The organism is Pseudomonas acericola (SeqCode) (genome assembly GCF_053456465.1).
Genome location: NZ_JBRFJB010000002.1, coordinates 1176454 through 1190481, shown reverse-complemented (window position 1 = coordinate 1190481; position 14028 = coordinate 1176454). Strand labels below are relative to the sequence as shown.

Here is a 14028-nt window from a genome sequence, read left to right as displayed (position 1 = left end):
TGTGGGAGCGGGCAAGCCCGCTCCCACATTTCTTTACTGCATGCAGTCAGTGGATCAGGTACGCATCCCACGCCCACTCACCAGCAGCTTCGCGCAACCGATATACAGCACCACCGTCGCCACCAGCATGAAGGTGATCGCCACGCTGATCTTGATATCCGACACGCCCAGAATGCCGTAGCGGAACGCGTTGACCATGTGCAGCACCGGGTTGGCCAGCGACACGGTCTGCCAGAACGGCGGCAGCAAGGTGATGGAGTAGAACACCCCGCCCAGGTAGGTCAGCGGCGTCAGCACGAAGGTCGGGATGATCGAGATGTCATCGAAGTTGCGTGCAAACACGGCGTTGATAAACCCCAGCAGCGAGAAGATCGTCGCCGTCAGTACCACCACCAAAATGGTGACCCCAAGGTGATGCACCTGCAGGTGGGTGAAGAACAACGACAACAACGTCACGATCACCCCAACCATCAAGCCGCGCAGCACACCGCCCACGGTATAGCCGATCAGGATGGTGTGCGGCGATACCGGCGAGACCATCAGTTCTTCAATCGAACGCTGGAACTTGCTGCCGAAGAAACTCGACACCACGTTGCCGTAGGCGTTGGTGATCACCGACATCATGATCAGCCCCGGCACGATGTACTCCATATAGGTGAAACCACCCATGTCGCCGATCTGCCGGCCGATCAGGTTACCGAAGATCACGAAGTACAAGACCATGGTGATCGCCGGCGGCAGCAGGGTTTGCGGCCAGATCCGGGTAAAGCGTTTCACTTCGCGATAGATGATGGTTTGCAGCGCGACAAGGTTGGGTTGCAGTTCGGAACTCATACCGCCACCTTCGCCAGATTTTTCTCCACCAGGGACACGAACAACTCCTCAAGGCGATTGGTTTTATTACGCAGGCTCAGCACTTCGATGTTCTGCGTCGCCAGCTGGGCGAACAGCGCGGTGATGCCCATGGCTTTGTCCACCTGCACTTCCAGGGTGTGGCCGTCCACCAGGCGGCTCGGGTAGCCCACCAATTGCGGCGGCGCCGACAGATTGTTCTTCAAGTCGAGCAGGAAGGTTTCCACATGCAGCTGGCCCAGCAGATTACGCATGCTGGTGTTCTCGACGATGGTGCCGTGGTCGATGATGCCGATGTTGCGGCACAACTGCTCAGCCTCTTCCAGGTAATGGGTGGTGAGGATGATGGTGATGCCCTTCTCGTTCAGCTCGGTGAGGAAGGTCCACATCGAGCGACGCAGCTCGATGTCCACGCCGGCGGTGGGCTCATCGAGGATCAGCAGGCGCGGCTCGTGCACCAGCGCGCGGGCGATCATCAGACGGCGCTTCATGCCGCCGGACAGCGAACGCGACGGCACGTCGCGCTTGTCCCACAGGCCCAGCTGGGTCAGGTATTGCTCGGCGCGTTCCTTGGCGATCTTCGCCGGGATGCCGTAGTAACCGGCCTGGGTCACGACGATATCGAAGGTCTTTTCAAACTGGTTGAAGTTGAATTCCTGGGGCACCACGCCGATGGAGCGCTTGAGCGCTGCCGGGGATTTGTCCAGGTCATGCCCGAAGATATTCACCGTGCCGCTGGTCTTGTTGACCAGGGTCGAGAGGATACCGATGGTGGTGGATTTGCCGGCACCGTTGGGGCCGAGCAAAGCGAAGAAGTCACCTTCGGCAACGTCCAGATCGATACCACTCAGGGCCTGGAAACCGTTGCCGTAGGTTTTGGTTAGCTGCCGGATGGACAGAGCGGAACTCATATCGGAATACGCACCAAAGAAGGGAATAGGAAGAATAGATGAAGGCGCACGCCACGAAGTTCAACGGCGGCGCATGACAGGCATGGTGGCTGCCCGCGCCGCACAAGTACAGTCACCTGTATTAATAGTCAGTATTAAGTCAACGCGGTCATGACCGCTTTGCGGTAGGCCGGGCGTTGTTGCAGGCGTTGGTACCAGGCCTCTAGATTGGGCATTGCAGGGCGTTCGATGGGCATTTCGAACCAGGCGTAGGCAAAACAGCCCAAGGGGATATCGCCCATGCCGATCTCGTTGCCCGACAGATACGGCTGTTCGGCGAGGGCTTTGTCCACGGTGGCGAGTGCATCGATGCAGGCTTGGCGCCCCGCGTGGATGCTGTCCCAGTTCTGTTTTTCCGCGGGGGTGCGCAGGATGCCCCAGAACACGGCCTTGAACGGTTCGGCGAGGGTGGAAGTGGTCCAGTCCATCCATTTTTCCGCGCTGGCCCGGGCTTTCAGGTCCGTCGGGTACCAACTGGAAGCCTGCTTGGCGCAGAGGTAACGCACGATGGTATTGGATTCCCACAACACAAAGTCGCCGTCTTCGATCATCGGCACCCGGCCATTGGGGTTCAACGCGCGGTATTGCGGCGTGTCGACCACACCAAACGCGCCGCCCGCGTCGATGGCCTCGTAGTCCAGGCCGAGCTCCTCGGCGCACCACAATGCTTTCCTGACGTTTGACGAATTTTTACGACCCCAGATCTTCAGCATGACCGTGCCTTATTGTGTGGTGAGCGCAGCAGCATACGCCGGTTCAGGCACGGCTTAAATCGGTCTGCATATCACCGAGCAAGGGCGGACTGTCATCGGTGAACAAGTGCGGGTAACAGGTGCGGATATGCTCGAAGAAAAACGCCTCGGGCACGTCAGGAAATTGCCCGTGATCCACCACGTACTCCATCGAACGCTGCCCCTGGCGATTGAACGCATGGAAGACGCTGTCATTGACCCCATCGAACTCCAGCGCCGGCACATCGAACACATCACACAGCTGCTGATTGAACGCCGGCGTGGCCTTGACCCAACGCCCATGCAGGAACAGCTCGGTGTAGCCATGCATGGCGAACACATCGCTTTTAAGCAGCGCGAGCAGGCGTGGCGTGGACAGGTGATTGCGCACATCCGCCAGGCCGATGCGCGCCGGGATGCCGCAGTGGCGGGCGCAAGCGGCGAGCAAGGTGGCCTTGGGCACGCAATAGCTTTCGCCGGCGGCCAGGGCGAAGCTGGCGCTCAGGGTGTCGGGGTCGCGGCTGAAGGTGTAGGGGTTGTAGCGAATCGCCTCACGCACGGCGTAATAAAGGCTGACTGCCTGGTCATTTAAATCCCCGCTAGTACCGCGATGTTTTTCGGCGAACTCCACCACCGCGGGGTGGTCACTATCGATGAAGCGGCTGGGACTCAGGTACGTATCCATGAGCGTTATCTCCGAAGGAAGCCTGGAGTCTAGCGACAGGCCTGCCCGAGCGATAACGACGAATCGGCCAAATCTCGTAACACCCCTATCACCCCGCTTGTTCGGATGCCGACTAAGCTCCAGGGTGGTTTCGCCCCTGGTTTCACGGAGGATTGAATATGCTGTTGTTGTGGATACTGGTTCTGGTCGCTGGCATTGCCTACCTGGCACACCGTCGCACCGCGCCCCTGCCCGCCCTGGGCGTGGTTGCCGTCTACCTGCTGGCGATGGGGGTGTGGAGTCACGCACCGGGTTGGCTTCTGCTGGTCTTCTGGGTCCTGCTGGCCGCCGTCGCGGCGCCTTTGCTGCTGCCCGACCTGCGCCGCCAATACTTCACCAAACCGCTGTTCAGCTGGTTCCAGAAAGTCCTGCCGCCGATGTCCGAGACCGAGCGCGATGCCATTGATGCTGGCACGGTGTGGTGGGACGGCGAACTGTTCAGCGGCCGCCCCGACTGGGACAAGTTGCTGGCCTACCCCAAGGCCCAACTGACCGCAGAGGAACAGGCGTTCATCGATGGCCCCACCGAAGAACTCTGCGCCATGGTCAGCGATTGGGAAATCGGCCAGGCCATGGACCTGCCGCCCGCCGCCTGGGAACACATCAAGACCCACGGCTTCTTCGCCCTGATCATTCCCAAGGAATACGGCGGCAAGGGTTTTTCCGCCTATGCCCACTCTCAGGTAGCAATGAAACTCGCCACCCGCAGCGGCGACCTGGCGTCCACCGTGATGGTGCCCAACTCCCTCGGCCCGGCCGAACTGCTGCTGCACTACGGCACCGATGAACAACGCAACCATTACCTGCCACGCCTGGCCCGTGGTGATGACATCCCCTGCTTCGCCCTCACCGGCCCGCTGGCCGGCTCCGATGCCGGCGCCATGCCCGACACCGGAATCATTTGCAAAGGTGAATGGGAAGGCCAGGAAACCCTCGGCCTGCGCCTGAACTGGGAAAAACGCTACATCACCCTCGGCCCGGTCGCGACCCTGCTGGGCCTGGCCTTCAAGGCCCACGACCCGGACCATCTGCTGGGTGACGAGGAAGACCTGGGCATCAGCCTCGCGCTGATTCCGACGGATACGCCCGGCGTGGACATCGGCCGTCGCCACCTGCCCCTCGGCGCCGCCTTCATGAACGGCCCCAACTCCGGCAAAGATGTGTTCATCCCCCTGGAATTCCTGATTGGCGGCCAGGAAATGCTCGGCAAGGGCTGGATGATGTTGATGAACTGCCTGTCGGTAGGCCGTTCGATATCCCTGCCTGCGGTGGGCACCGGTGCGGCCAAGTTCACCAGCCTGGTGACCGGCCAGTACGCGCAGGTGCGCGAACAATTCAACGTGCCATTGTCCGCCTTCGAAGGTATCCAGGAAGCCCTCGCGCGTATCGGCGGCAACGCCTGGCTCATGGACAGCGCGCGCATGCTCACCGCCAACGCGGTGGACCTCGGGGAAAAACCTTCGGTGCTGTCCGCAATCCTCAAGTACCACCTCACCGAACGCGGCCGCGAGTGCATCAGCCACGCCATGGATGTACACGGTGGCAAGGGCATCATCATGGGCCCGAACAATTACCTGGGCCGCAGCTGGCAAGGTGCGCCGATTTTCATCACCGTAGAGGGCGCGAATATCCTCTCGCGCAACCTGATGATCTTTGGCCAGGGCGCGATCCGCTGCCACCCGTTCGTCCTCAAGGAAATGGCCCTCGCCGGCCGTGAAGACCACGACCAGGCCCTCAAGGAGTTCGACGGCCTGCTGATGCAACACATCGGTTTTGCCGTGAGCAACGCCGCCAGCACCCTGGTACTGAACTTCGGCGTGGGCCACTTCGAGAAGGCACCGGGCAACCGCTTGAGCCAGGGTTACTTCCGCGCGCTGAACCGCCAGGCGGCGGCCTTCGCCTTGCTCGCCGACCTGAGCATGATGCTGCTCGGTGGCGAGTTGAAACGCCGCGAACGCCTGTCGGCGCGCCTGGGCGATGTACTCAGCCACCTGTACCTGGCCTCGGCGGCGCTCAAGCGTTACCACGACCTGGATTCACCGGAGCATCTGGAACCGCTGTTCAACTGGGCCATGGAAGAAAGCCTGGGCGAGTCGGAGCGCGCCCTGGATGAACTGTTGAGCAACTTCCCGAACAAGGTGCTCGGTTGCCTGCTGCGGGTGATCGTGTTCCCGTTCGGCCGCCGCCACACCGGGCCGTCGGATGCGCTGGATGCCGAAGTCGCGGCGGTGCTTGGCCGGGCCAAAGGCGACCCGACCCTGGAGGAACTGCTCGCCGGCTGCTACCGCCCACAATCGGCGGACGATCCGGTCGGCGCCCTGCAACAGGCCTACGACCTGCTCGGCGCCAGCCATCCGCTGCAGAAAAAACTGCACACCGCGCTCAAGAGCGGCCAGGTCAAACCGGCCGCTGGCGAGCATGCCATCGATGCGGCACTGGAAGCGGGCGTGCTGCAACCGGCCGAAGCGCAAACCCTGCGTGACGCCGAAGCGGCGCGGCGCAAGGTGATCGACGTGGATGATTTCAGCAAGGAAGAGCTGACACAGGCTGAGGGTAAAGTCCGCTGATTCCAGCGGTCATATAAAAACGGGCGCGAGGGCTATATACTCTCGCGCCCGTTTTTGCTTTAGAGGACTTATCTCGTGTCCAACGTCGTTGCCGATCATCTCGTCTTGCTCGACCACCTGCGCAGCATCCTGGTTGCCGTCGGCGAAGCCGAACAGGTGCCCGAGGAAAGCCATACCTTGTTCCTGGAGCGCTTCGACGAACTGCGCGCCCTGCTGCCCATCGACCCGATCGAAAGCCAGTACCTGGGCCAGGACCTGATGAGCCAGGTCATTCTGCGCTACCCACAAATCGCCCACCTGGTGCCGCGCGACCTGCTGTGGTTCTTCGGCGGCGACTGCCTGCACTTCATGCCCGATGAAGAACTGGACATGTACCAGGCACTGGAAGAGCGTCGCTTCGAAGCCGAGCAGAACGACGAACCGTTCGACTGGAACCAGGAAAAGCAGCTGCTGGCCATGCCGGTGGACCAGAGCAAGCACTGATTTTTCAGACCTGCACAAAGCTAAATGTGGGACCTGGCTTGCGTGCGATACAGACAACTCGGTACATCAGGCAAACCCAGTTGATGCCATCGCAGGCAAGCCAGCTCCCACAGGAGAACGCGTCAGCTCCAGAGACCTGGTCGGCTACTAGGCCGCCTCGCTTTGCTTTTGATTTTGATCTTGGGCGCCCCGTTAAACACGCTGGCCATAAGGGCGGAACCGATATCAGCCGTTACCCAAATAACGGATATGTACACCGATAGACCGCCATCGCAGGCAAGCCAGCTCCCACAGAAGCCAGCCCCCAGCACTACCGTTGGCGCAGTGTCGGCTCCTTCGCCATGCACTCCACCAGATAATCAATAAACACCCGCACCTTCGGCGGCAGATACCGCGTCGGTGAATGCAACAACCACACCTCACCGTGATACGACGCAATAAAATCCCACTGCGCCAACACCTGCACAATGCTCCCCGCCTCCAGATCATGGCGCGCCGTAAAGTACGGCAGGCTGCCAATCCCCACATGCTGCAACACCGCGTCCAAACGCACCCCGGTATGGTTCGCCGCATACCGCCCACGCACCCCAACCGTCACTGTCTTGCCAGCCTGGCGAAACTTCCAGCGTGCATCCGCCGGTGTTTCCCCCAAGTAAATGCAACTGTGCTCCAGCAAATCATGGGGGTGTTGCGGTGTGCCGTGTTCGGCCAGGTACTGCGGCGTGGCGCACAACAGGTGCTCGATGGGAAACAACGGCCGTCCCACCAGGCCTGGCGGCGGGCTTTCCGATATGCGCAGGATCAGGTCGAGGTTGTCGTCGATCAAGTCCACCGGCCGATCCTCAAGGATCAACTGCACATCCACCTTGGGATAGCGCCGCAAGAATTCCGGTATATGCGGGTGGATCACAAACCGCCCCACCGCCTTGGGCACGCTGACCCGCACCCGGCCTTCGGCTTCGTGGGTGAATTGGCCGCTGATCTCCATCACCGCGCGCGCCGCGTTGACCATGTCCTGGCAACGCTTGAACACCTCTTCGCCGCCTTCGCTCAAGCGCAACTTGCGCGTCGTGCGTTGCAGCAAACGGGTGGCCAGGGCCTTTTCCAGATGGGAAATACTGCGGCTCACCGATGAAGGCGAAACGCCCATCTGCCGCGCGGCTTCGGAGAAGCTGCCGGTTTCCACCACCTTGACGAAAATCGCCATTTCGCCCAGCAGTGGCAAAGGAAGATTGATGCTCATGACGCACAGGTCCATTGATAATTGAGCGGATTATCACCCATCCGCGCACTATTTATACTGCCCGTAGAACCTTGATGCGGATGTAGAAAATGACCGAGCGCCTGTTTTTCACCCATGACCACCTGACCGTCGAACTCGAAGTGTTGACCTGCTCGCCCCACGAAGCGCAGTTCGCGGTGACCTTGCAATCGACAATTTTTCACCCCCAGGGCGGCGGCCAGCCTTTCGACACCGGCTGGCTCGGTGACAGCCAGGTACTGCGCGTCACCCAGGAGCCCGACCGCGTGGTGCACTACGTCGATCAGCCCGTCGCGCTGGGCCCGGTTACCGCGCGCGTCGACGCGCAACGCCGCAGTCTGCACACGCGCCTGCATTCCGCCGGGCACTTGATCGGCAACGCCGGCGAACAGCTTGGCTGGATGCCGATCAAGGCCCATCACTGGCCGGGGGAAGGCAAGATCAGTTTTATCCGTGGCGAAGCGGCGCAAGACATGGACGCCGACGCGATCCAACAGCAGATCAACCAATGGATCGCGGCGGACTACCCGCGCCACATGAACCTGGAAGACGGCACCCGTGAAGTCGGCTTTGGTGAGTTGCCGGCCTATGCCTGCGGCGGTACACACGTCCAGGCCTTGGGCGAGCTGGGCCAGGTGACAATCCTGGCCTTGTCGGAGAAAAAGGGCACGTTGTCGGTGCGCTACAGCCTGGACTAAACCGCTATCGCCCCCGCCCGCCCCGGCTCCACCACAAACGACTTGAGCGTCGCCACCGTGGCATTCGGGTCGCGCGGATCGGTAATCACGCGCAAGTTGGTCAGCATCTTGTCCGCCTCGATCTGCACCGACACATACCCACGCTGACGGCTGTCGAAAAACTTCACATGAGGGTTGAGCGGCAGCAGTTTGCTGAACGCCTCAAAGGGCGGCCCATCCGAGGTCACCGACGTGCCGACAAACTCCGTCGCGACAATCGGCGAGTCCGGGTTGTTGCCATCCGCGTGCAGGTCGGTGACCCAGAACGAATGAATATCCCCGCCCCAGAACACCGGATTCTTGACCCGGTTGCGCGCGATAGACGCCAGCATTCGCGCGCGGTTGGCCATGTAGCCATCCCAGCCATCGGTCCAACGTCCGGGCTTGTGGTCAGTCAGGTCACGCTGGATCAGCGGCGCCACCAGCAAATCCTGGGCGATCACGTTCCACTGCGCCTGCGACTGCGCAAAACCCTGATCCAGCCAGGCCTCTTGCTGCCAGCCGAGCATGGTGCGGCCGGGGTCGCGCAAGTCATGGCAGAGGTTGGCGGCGAGATGGCCTTGGTGGCTGCCGTTAGCAGGAATGCACGGTTGCTCGGAGCGGTACTGGCGGCCGTCGAGCACATGGAAACGCGCCAGTTGGCCGTAGTCCAGGCGCCGGTAGATGCGCATGTCCGCGCCTTTCGGCAGGCTACTGGCCCGTAGCGGCATATGTTCGTAATAGGCCTGGTAAGCCGCCGCGCGCTGTAGGAGAAACTGCGCAACCGGGATTTTCGGGTCCTGGGACCATTGGTTGGCGTAGTCATTCTGCACTTCATGATCGTCCCAGGTCGCGACGCTGGGGGCTGCGGCGTGCAAGGCCTGCAAGTCGGGATCAGTCTTGTACAGGGCATAGCGGTTACGGTAGTCGCTGAGGCTTACCGCGTTGCCACTGCCATGGGAGCGAATGACTTTGCCCGACGACGGAGCGTAGGAACTGTCGTAGATATAGTCACCGAGAAAAAACACCAGGTCCGGCTGCTCGGCGGCGAGGTGACGATAGGCGCTGAAATACCCGCGCTCCCAATGCGAGCACGACACAAACCCCACCCGTGCCGCCACGCTGGCGTGCAACGGCGGCGCCGTGCGGGCCTGCCCCACCGGGCTCTGCGCGCCGAGGCCATCGAACTGATACCAATACGGTCGGCCCGCTTCCAACCCGGCCACTTCAACGTGTACCGAATGGGCAAACCGCGCGCTGGCCATCACCTCGCCCTGGCGCACGATGCGCGTCATCCCCGCATCGCTGGCCACTCGCCAACGCACTGGCACTGCACGGCTCAAGCCACCACCGCCATCGGCGGCGTTGAACAACGGCGCCAGGCGCGTCCAGATCACAAAGCCGTCCGGCAGTGGGTCGCCGCTGGCAACGCCGAGGGTGAACGGATAATCCACCCCGGCACTGCGCGCAAACGGGCTGAGGATCGCAAACGCCGAGCCCACCGCCAGCCCGGTCAAGATCCGGCGGCGGTCATGGTCCACCAAGCCACTCACGAGGGACGCTCCCAGTCCTCACGCACCACGGCAAAGCCGAGCAAGTCCTCGAACACGCCGTTCTTGAGAAACGCCTCGCGCATGCAGCCCTCAAAGCGCAGGCCGATTTTCTCCATCACCCGCGCCGATTCCTTATTGCGGCCAAAGCACTGGCTGCCGACGCGCTGCAAACCCAACTCAGCGAAGCCAAAATCCATCACCGCCTTCGCCGCCTCGGCGCCGTAGCCCTTGTTGCGACAGTGCGCCGCCACCCAACCGCCGAGGTGCCCGTAGCGGTGCCGCGTGTTGAGTCGCAGGCTGACGATGCCAACCAATTCGCCCGTTTCGACGACATGCATGCCCAGGCTGAGCAAATCGCCCGCACGGTATTTCTCAGCCATACCGTCAATAAAGGTATGCGCCGTTTCCAGGGTATAGGGCGACGGAATATTGGCCGTGTTGTCGGCGATTTTCGGCCCGTTGGCGAGTGTGGACAGGGTCTCGGCCTGGTGTGTTTCCAGGCCGTGCAATAGCAGGCGCGGGGTGGACAGATGTGGCAATTCGCTACTCATTCCTCAGGGCCCTCGATGTAAAGTTTCTGAGAATGCCCCTGCTGGATTTCAATTCTGTTACGTCGTGAAAATGACCACAGAGTCGTCCGCAAGACCTGTCCTAGAGCCCTAAAAACGTCAATTAAAGTTAACCAATCGGTCATTTTTGGTTGTTAGCGTGTCGCCCCTAATTCAATAACGGGGTAGCGGAATGAGAACCTGGGACGAACCGAAAAAACGCAAGGCGCACATCGAATTGATCCCGATGATCGACGTGATGATGTTCCTCCTGGTGTTTTTCGTACTCGTGAGCCTGAACGTGATTCCGGCCCTCGGCATGAAGACCCAATTGCCCAGCGCCAGCAGTTCGCAGCAGCTCAAGCCGCAGAACAAATTCATCCTGACGTTGGGTTTGGCGGGCCAGTTGCAACTGGACGGCAAGGACCTCACCGTCGAGGCCTTGGTGCCGGCGTTGAAGGCCGCAGAAAAGCCCGATACCAAGTCGACGATCATCGTCAACAGCGACAAAGGCGTGGAGGTTTCGCGCCTGGTGGAAGTGATGGACACCCTGCGCCTGGGTGGCTTTACCTCCGTGTCCATTGCCACGCGTAAGTCCTGATCATGTACGTCCTGTTTCGTGCACGTCAGCTGCTGGGCAGTGTCCCGGCCGTGATCGCTCTGGTGCTGATTGCGATGGGCATCCAGTCGCAGACCTTGAAGGTCGAGCCGGTGTATGACGAGTCGGCGGTGGAACTGGCCCTGGTCGAGCCGGAGCCGGAAGTGGTCCCGGAACCGGTGGTGGAACAAGAGCCGCCACCGCCGGTGATCGAGGACGAAGAGGCCGAACCGGCCCCGCCGCCACCGCCCCCCAAACCCCTGCCAAAACCTGAGCCAAAGCCAAAGCCCAAGCCGGTGCCCAAGCCCGTGGTCGCCAAGCCAACACCCACGCCGACGCCAACCCCGCCACCGGTGGCCGCCAAACCGGCACCCGCCGCCGTGGCCCAGGTCGCGCCGACACCGGCCCCACCCGCGCCGCCGAAGGTCGATGGCCAGGCCTTGGAAGGCGGTTACCTCAAGGGCTTGCGCAACGAGTTGGACAGCTACAAGCAATACCCCACCGGCCGCCAGGCGTCCCTCGAACGCCCGACCGGCGAGGTGGTGGTGTGGTTGCTGGTAGATCGCCAGGGTCGGGTTCTCGACTCCGGTGTGCAGACCCAGGCCTCGAGCATGTTGCTCAACCGGGCCGCCGCCAACAGCTTGCGTCGCATCAAGCAAGTCAAACCGTTCCCCGAGCAAGCATTCGGGGGGAGCAATGAGCATCGCTTCACCGCCACCTTCAACTACAGCGTGCAATAAGCACCCGACACCAGGACGACACTGATGAGGTTCACACGGATTCATCTGGCACTCGTTGCCGCAAGCATGGGCCACGGCATGGCCATGGCCGACACCAGCGGCAGCGACGTCGGCACTATCGGCGTACAGGGCAAGGCCACAGCAGGTGGCGGCTATATGGTGCAGGAAGAAAGCATCAAGGGCCGCTCCACGGTGACCAAGGAGGCGCTGGATAAACAGACCGCCACCGGCAACGCCGTGGACAAGCTCAAGTACACCCCGGGACTGAATATCTCCAGCGAAGACAACACCGGCCTGTCCGGTTTCCGCTTCACCATGCGCGGGCTCAACTCCGACCAGGTGGGCATGTCGGTGGACGGCATGCCGATCAACGACTCGGGCAACTACGCGCTGTATTCCAACCTGCTGGGCGACCCGGAAAACATCGACCAGATCTTCGTCACTCAAGGCTCGGCAGAAGCCGACGGCCCGCACATCGGCTCCAGCGGCGGCAACATCGGCATCGTGACCATCCGCCCGACCAAGGAAACCGGCGCGTTCGTCAAACAGGTCATGGGCAGCAACGCCACGCGCAAAACCTTCGCGCGGCTCAACACCGGCGAGATCAACGGCCTGAGCAACTGGCTGTCGGCGTCCCACACCGAAGGCCAGATGTGGCGCGGCTCGGGCGCAGTACGTGCAGACAAGGTGGAGTGGAACAGCTTCTTCGATGCCGGCAACGGCAACACCGCCAACCTGATCCTCAAGTACCACGAGCAGGACAACAACAGTTACAGCCAGTTGACCAAGGCCCAGTACCAGCAGAACGGTCGCAAGTACGACCCCTACCCGGCCACACCGACCGTGGGCAGCAACGGCAAGCTCAACAGCTATTACGCCCTGGCGCAGAACCCGTTCCAGACCTTTACCGGCGTGCTCAACACCCAATTCAAACTGGCCGATAACCTGGCCCTGTCGGTGATCCCGTATTACTACTGGGGCAATGGCAGCGGCGTCGGCTCTTCCAGCTATGCGCTCAACCGTGGCTCCAACGCCGGCGGCGTGTTCGACCTGAGCAACCTGCCGACCGCCGCGCAGTACAACGCCGACGGCTCCTCCACCACCGGCGTGTACTACCGCCCTTCGCGCACCCAGACCTGGCGCCCGGGCATCACCACCAAGCTGAACTGGGACCTGGGCGAACACAGCCTGCAATTCGGCTACTGGTATGAGCGCGCGCGCCAAAGCCAGACCCAGCCGTTCATTGCCCTGAAAAACAGCGGCAAGCCCACCGACACCTGGCCAGACGCCGACTCGGTGGTCGATGCCAACGGCAACACCGTGCAAGGTCGCGACCGCTTCACCGTGACCCCGGCACAAAAGGTCTGGGCCCAGGACACCTGGTACATCAACCCGGACTGGACCCTGGTCGCCGGCCTCGCCTACATGAACGTCAAGCGTGACGGCACCAACCACGGCAGCCTCACCGAACAGGCGGAAAAACGTAACCAGACCTACAACAAACTGCTGCCCAACGTCGGCCTCAAGTACCAGTTGGACGAGCAGGACCAGTTGTTCTACAGCCTGTCGCGCAACATGCGCATCCCGCAGAACTACGTGCTGTACGACAAGGGCCTGGACTCGATCAACTCCAAGCCGGAAACCAGCTGGAACCACGAGTTGGGCTGGCGCTTCACCGGTGACGACATGACCGTGGCCGCCACCTTGTTCTACATGCAGTTCAAGGATCGCCAGGTCTCGTCCAAAGACATCAACGGCGACTTCGCCGACATCAACGCCGGCTCCGTCAACAACAGCGGCCTGGAACTGGAGTGGAGCGGCCTGCTGCCGAATCACTTCAACTACTACACCTCCTACACCTACACCAAGGCCGAGCAGCAGGACGACCTGACCGTCTACAACGCCGGCAAGGCAATCGTGTTGCCCACCAGCGGCAAGCAGTTCGCCAACGTGCCGAAAAACATGCTGGCCGCCAACATCGGCTACGACGACGGGCGCTTCTACGGCACCTTCGGCGGCAAGTACACCAGCAAGCTCTACGGCGACCTGACCAACGACGAAGCCATCTCCGGGCGCACCGTGTTCAACGCCGGCGCCGGTATCTACCTGCCGGTGGACAAGAAGGTGGTCAAGGACGCGACCCTGCGCCTGAACGTCGACAACCTGTTCGACAAGAAGTACCTGGACGGCGTGTACACCACCAAGACCAACGCGGCCAGCTACAGCGGTTTCCGCGACGGCGACCCGGCCTACATCGTCGGCCTGGAACGCACCGTGACGGTGTCCCTGGAAGCCAATTTCTAAC

13 protein-coding genes are annotated in these 14028 nt (G+C 61.6%); 6 read left to right on the top strand and 7 right to left on the bottom strand.

Annotated features, from left to right (window positions below; translation table 11 throughout):
* Nucleotides 1-54 precede the first annotated feature (54 nt).
* From ACU688_RS11690 to ACU688_RS11675, 4 genes are all read right to left on the bottom strand, one after another.
* On the bottom strand, nucleotides 55-834 hold the full coding sequence (locus ACU688_RS11690; protein WP_017737220.1) for an ABC transporter permease: 780 nt from the start codon (nucleotides 832-834) through the stop codon (nucleotides 55-57).
* Nucleotides 831-1763 (bottom strand): ABC transporter ATP-binding protein, encoded by a 933-nt coding sequence (locus ACU688_RS11685; protein WP_448184790.1) that lies wholly within the window; start codon nucleotides 1761-1763, stop codon nucleotides 831-833. Before ACU688_RS11685 ends, ACU688_RS11690 begins: the two co-directional genes overlap by 4 nt.
* 134 nt (nucleotides 1764-1897) lie before the next feature.
* On the bottom strand, nucleotides 1898-2515 hold the full coding sequence (locus ACU688_RS11680; RefSeq protein WP_124525282.1) for a glutathione S-transferase family protein: 618 nt from the start codon (nucleotides 2513-2515) through the stop codon (nucleotides 1898-1900).
* Between the two features lie 43 nt (nucleotides 2516-2558).
* Nucleotides 2559-3218: a transglutaminase-like domain-containing protein gene (locus ACU688_RS11675; RefSeq protein WP_448184789.1), complete on the bottom strand. Its 660-nt coding sequence runs from the start codon at nucleotides 3216-3218 to the stop codon at nucleotides 2559-2561.
* A gap of 158 nt (nucleotides 3219-3376) precedes the next feature.
* On the opposite strand from ACU688_RS11675, the gene ACU688_RS11670 reads away from it, so the two are divergent.
* Nucleotides 3377-5824: an acyl-CoA dehydrogenase gene (locus ACU688_RS11670; RefSeq protein WP_448184788.1), complete on the top strand. Its 2448-nt coding sequence runs from the start codon at nucleotides 3377-3379 to the stop codon at nucleotides 5822-5824.
* A gap of 75 nt (nucleotides 5825-5899) precedes the next feature.
* Nucleotides 5900-6307: a PA2817 family protein gene (locus ACU688_RS11665; RefSeq protein WP_017737215.1), complete on the top strand. Its 408-nt coding sequence runs from the start codon at nucleotides 5900-5902 to the stop codon at nucleotides 6305-6307.
* Nucleotides 6308-6617: 310 nt separating this feature from the next.
* Here the strand turns inward: ACU688_RS11665 and ACU688_RS11660 are convergent, their stop codons facing one another.
* On the bottom strand, nucleotides 6618-7550 hold the full coding sequence (locus tag ACU688_RS11660; protein WP_448184787.1) for a LysR family transcriptional regulator: 933 nt from the start codon (nucleotides 7548-7550) through the stop codon (nucleotides 6618-6620).
* Nucleotides 7551-7639: 89 nt separating this feature from the next.
* Here ACU688_RS11660 and ACU688_RS11655 point away from each other — a divergent pair, with 89 nt between their 5' ends.
* Nucleotides 7640-8266 (top strand): alanyl-tRNA editing protein, encoded by a 627-nt coding sequence (locus ACU688_RS11655; RefSeq protein ID WP_448184786.1) that lies wholly within the window; start codon nucleotides 7640-7642, stop codon nucleotides 8264-8266.
* On the opposite strand, the gene ACU688_RS11650 is transcribed toward ACU688_RS11655, so the two are convergent.
* A complete protein-coding gene (locus ACU688_RS11650) occupies nucleotides 8263-9837 on the bottom strand; it encodes an alkaline phosphatase D family protein (protein WP_448184785.1) in 1575 nt (524 codons plus the stop codon). The genes ACU688_RS11655 and ACU688_RS11650 overlap by 4 nt on opposite strands.
* Nucleotides 9834-10388, bottom strand: coding sequence for a GNAT family N-acetyltransferase (locus ACU688_RS11645; RefSeq protein WP_448184784.1), 555 nt, complete (start codon nucleotides 10386-10388; stop codon nucleotides 9834-9836). The genes ACU688_RS11650 and ACU688_RS11645 overlap by 4 nt, the downstream gene beginning before the upstream one ends.
* A gap of 190 nt (nucleotides 10389-10578) precedes the next feature.
* On the opposite strand from ACU688_RS11645, the gene ACU688_RS11640 reads away from it, so the two are divergent.
* The 3 genes from ACU688_RS11640 to ACU688_RS11630 are packed head-to-tail and all read left to right on the top strand — an operon-like array spanning nucleotide 10579 to nucleotide 14027.
* Nucleotides 10579-10986: an ExbD/TolR family protein gene (locus ACU688_RS11640; protein ID WP_017737210.1), complete on the top strand. Its 408-nt coding sequence runs from the start codon at nucleotides 10579-10581 to the stop codon at nucleotides 10984-10986.
* 2 nt (nucleotides 10987-10988) lie between these two features.
* Complete coding sequence (locus ACU688_RS11635; protein ID WP_448184783.1) at nucleotides 10989-11723, top strand: energy transducer TonB family protein; 735 nt, start codon at nucleotides 10989-10991, stop codon at nucleotides 11721-11723.
* 24 nt (nucleotides 11724-11747) lie between these two features.
* On the top strand, nucleotides 11748-14027 hold the full coding sequence (locus ACU688_RS11630; protein WP_207041503.1) for a TonB-dependent receptor: 2280 nt from the start codon (nucleotides 11748-11750) through the stop codon (nucleotides 14025-14027).
* Nucleotide 14028: the final 1 nt, after the last annotated feature.

Coding starts and splice junctions, on each gene's coding strand:
- ACU688_RS11690 (WP_017737220.1), bottom strand. CDS start 834: ATGAGTTCCGAACTGCAACCCAACCTTGTCGCGCTGCAAACCATCATC.
- ACU688_RS11685 (WP_448184790.1), bottom strand. CDS start 1,763: ATGAGTTCCGCTCTGTCCATCCGGCAGCTAACCAAAACCTACGGCAAC.
- ACU688_RS11680 (WP_124525282.1), bottom strand. CDS start 2,515: ATGCTGAAGATCTGGGGTCGTAAAAATTCGTCAAACGTCAGGAAAGCA.
- ACU688_RS11675 (WP_448184789.1), bottom strand. CDS start 3,218: ATGGATACGTACCTGAGTCCCAGCCGCTTCATCGATAGTGACCACCCC.
- ACU688_RS11670 (WP_448184788.1), top strand. CDS start 3,377: ATGCTGTTGTTGTGGATACTGGTTCTGGTCGCTGGCATTGCCTACCTG.
- ACU688_RS11660 (WP_448184787.1), bottom strand. CDS start 7,550: ATGAGCATCAATCTTCCTTTGCCACTGCTGGGCGAAATGGCGATTTTC.
- ACU688_RS11655 (WP_448184786.1), top strand. CDS start 7,640: ATGACCGAGCGCCTGTTTTTCACCCATGACCACCTGACCGTCGAACTC.
- ACU688_RS11645 (WP_448184784.1), bottom strand. CDS start 10,388: ATGAGTAGCGAATTGCCACATCTGTCCACCCCGCGCCTGCTATTGCAC.
- ACU688_RS11640 (WP_017737210.1), top strand. CDS start 10,579: ATGAGAACCTGGGACGAACCGAAAAAACGCAAGGCGCACATCGAATTG.
- ACU688_RS11635 (WP_448184783.1), top strand. CDS start 10,989: ATGTACGTCCTGTTTCGTGCACGTCAGCTGCTGGGCAGTGTCCCGGCC.
- ACU688_RS11630 (WP_207041503.1), top strand. CDS start 11,748: ATGAGGTTCACACGGATTCATCTGGCACTCGTTGCCGCAAGCATGGGC.